The 1,500-nt window shown below is 75.1% G+C and carries 2 protein-coding genes; both read right to left on the bottom strand.

Annotated features, from left to right (window positions below; all coding sequences use genetic code 11):
- On the bottom strand, positions 1–195 hold a 195-nt coding region (locus HMPREF0731_RS21320; RefSeq protein WP_007006318.1), incomplete at its 3' end, for an Hpt domain-containing protein.
- A gap of 103 nt (positions 196–298) precedes the next feature.
- The coding region (locus HMPREF0731_RS21315; protein ID WP_007006317.1) for a multidrug effflux MFS transporter at positions 299–1,500 on the bottom strand (1,202 nt) is incomplete at its 5' end.

Genomic DNA, 1,500 nt, shown 5'->3' with positions numbered 1-1,500 from the left:
GATCGCCCCGGCGGCGCCGGCCAGGCCATGCGCGCCGCGCCGGTAGCCCTCCAGATCGCCCGCGGCGGCGGCTTCGCGCATCTCCCGCGCCAGCCGCGCCAGGTCGGTCTCGAAGGTGCGCAGCAGGCGCAGGAAGACCTCCGGCGGGAGGTCCTCGGCCAGCTGGCGGGCGATGTCGGGGTCCAGGGCGTTCACGGCGCGACCCTGGCAAACCGCGCGGGTCCGGTCAACGCGCCGTGATGGCGGAACGGCGGAGCGGTGAAGAATTGTTAAGCCGGCGCCCGGCTCGCGCGGCGCCTCAGCCGCGCCCCTGCTGCGCCCGGTTGGCGCCGCGCAGCGCCAGCTGGGCGCCCAGCGCGCAGCCCGCCATGGTGGCGGCGGTGCCGATGCCGCTGCCCAGCTCCACCGCCCCGGCCAGCAGCGTCATCACCGCGCCGAAGCCCATCTGCAGCGCGCCCACCAGGCCGGAGGCGGTGCCGGCCAGCTGCGGCTTGACGCTGACGGCGGCGGCCACCGCATTGGGCTGCGACACGCCATTGCCCAGCGCCACGATGGCCATGGGCAGGAAGAACACGGCCAGCGACAGCGGCAGCAGCGCCTGCCCCAGCAGCCCGGCCAGCGTGCCGAGGGTGCAGACCAGCAGCCCGGCGCTGAGCATGCGCGCCACACCCAGCCGCGCCGAATGCCGCCCCGCCACATAGGAGCCGGCGCCGAAGGCCAGCGAGATCGCCATGAAGGCGATGGCGTAGCCGCGCGGCGTGTAGCCCAGCCCGTCCATCAGCACGCGCGGCGCGCCGGCCATGAAGGCGAAGAACACGCCGGTGGTGCAGGTGGTGATCGCGGCGTAGCAGCGGAAGCTGCGGATGCGCGCCAGCTGCAGATAGGCCCGGCCCATGCCGGCCAGGCCGGGCAGGGGCTGCTTCTCGGCGAGCGTCTCCGGCAGGCGCAGCGCCAGCAGGCCGAGCGCCGCGCCGAAGAACACGCAGGCCGCCATGGTGCTGCGCCAGCCGAGGCCGGCGGTCAGCTCGGCGCCCAGCAGCGGCGCCATCATCGGCGCCACCGTCATGCCCATCATGACGAAGCCGATCTTGCTGGCCGCCTGGTCGCGCGGGAAGACGTCGCGGATGATGGCGCGGGTCAGCACCATGCCGGCGCAGCCGCCGGCCGCCTGCGCCGCCCGCGCGACGGCCAGCCAGCCGATCGAGGGCGCCAGCAGCGCCGCGAGCGAGCCCGCCAGGTAGATCGCCAGCCCCGCCAGCAGCACCGGCCGCCGCCCGAAGCGGTCCGACAGCGGGCCATAGATCAGCTGCCCGAGGGCGATGCCGATCAGGTAGACGGTCAGCGTCATCTGCGCGCTGGCGTAGGGCACGCTGAAATAGCCGGCCAGCAGCGGCAGGGAGGGGATCAGGATCTGCATGCTGAAGGGGCCGACGCCCATCAGCAGGGTGAGCAGCCAGGTCTGCGGCACGCGGCGCGGCGGGGGCGCCGCCGGGCGGGGCG

Origin of the sequence: Pseudoroseomonas cervicalis ATCC 49957 (assembly GCF_000164635.1) — a bacterium.
In the GTDB taxonomy this organism is placed as follows: Bacteria; Pseudomonadota; Alphaproteobacteria; order Acetobacterales; family Acetobacteraceae; genus Pseudoroseomonas; species Pseudoroseomonas cervicalis.
This window is presented reverse-complemented; position numbering and strand designations above follow the sequence as displayed.